This is a genomic window from Leptotrichia sp. OH3620_COT-345 (genome assembly GCF_003932895.1).
GTDB lineage: Bacteria > Fusobacteriota > Fusobacteriia > Fusobacteriales > Leptotrichiaceae > Pseudoleptotrichia.
The window spans coordinates 1-1,318 of sequence record NZ_RQYW01000054.1 but is presented as its reverse complement, the minus strand read 5'-3'; the positions used below and the strand labels follow the sequence as shown (position 1 = coordinate 1,318).

Genomic DNA, 1,318 nt, shown 5'->3' with positions numbered 1-1,318 from the left:
CTTTCAATGCTGTAATGGCTATGAATCCATTCGTGGCTCTTGGCATAGCAATCGCAGCCATTGTTGCTGGTTTAGTTTACTTCTTCACTCAAACCGAAACAGGTAAAAAGGTTTGGGGTAGTTTCGTAGACTTCTTAAAGAGTGCATGGGACGGAATAGTTTCATTCTTTAGCGGTATTGGTCAATGGTTTGCTGATATATGGAACGGAGCAGTTGACGGAGCTAAAGGCATTTGGCAAGGCTTAGTCGATTGGTTCAGTGGAATTGTACAAGGTGTTCAAAATATTTGGAACGGAATAACAACATTCTTTACTACTTTATGGACAACTGTTGTTACTGGTATTCAAACAGCATGGGCAGGAGTTACAGGGTTCTTCACAGGGCTATGGGACGGAATAGTAAATGTTGTTACAACTGTATTTACAACCATTGCTTCTTTAGTGACAGGTGCTTATAACTGGTTTGTTACAACTTTCCAACCTTTAATTAGTTTCTTTCAATCTATATTTGGGTTAGTTGGATCAGTAATTAATTTAGCATTCCAACTTATATTGGCTATTATTCGCGGTGCTTACCAATTAGTTATCGGAGCGTGGAACGGCATATCAGGTTTCTTTGGTGTAATATTTAACGCAGTTAGTTCAATAGTTTCAACAGTATTTAGCGCCATAGGTAGCTTTGCTGGTTCAGCTTGGGATATACTGGTTGGCGTATGGAATGCAGTTTCAGGCTTCTTTGGCGGTATATTTAACGCTGTAAAATCAGTAGTTTCAACAGTATTTAGTGCAATCGGAAGTTTTGCTTCTAGCGCTTGGGGAGTAGTTTCATCAATATGGAATGCAGTTTCAGGCTTCTTTAGTGGCATATTCAATTCTGTTCGCAGTGTCGTTAGCGGAGTGTTTAGCGCTCTTGGTGGCTTTGCTTCAAAAGCTTGGGATGCAATTTCAGGTGTATTTAACGGAGTAGCTGATTTCTTTAAGGGAGCGTTTGACGGTGCTAAAGATATAGTTAGCGGAGTATTCGAGGCTTTTGGTAAATTTGCTTCAAATGCTTGGGATGCAATAACAGGAGTATTTAAGGGCATTGGCGACTTCTTTAGCGGAATATTTGGAGGAGTCAAAGATACAATAGACAGCGTTCTTGGAGGTGTAACAGATACAATTAAAAATATCAAAGGTTCAATTGATTGGGTTGCAAGTAAAGTTGGCGGACTATTCAAAGGTTCTATGGTAGTAGGCTTAACAGATGTCAATTTATCTTCTAGCGGTTACGGTTTAAGCACTAACAGTGTATCAAGCGATAATAGAACTTATAACAC

The 1,318-nt window shown here is 39.5% G+C and carries 1 protein-coding gene; it reads left to right on the top strand.

The features are described 5' to 3' along the window. Positions 1-1,318 (top strand): hypothetical protein (locus EII29_RS11220; RefSeq protein WP_199726082.1); only part of this gene is annotated, 1,318 nt, incomplete at both ends.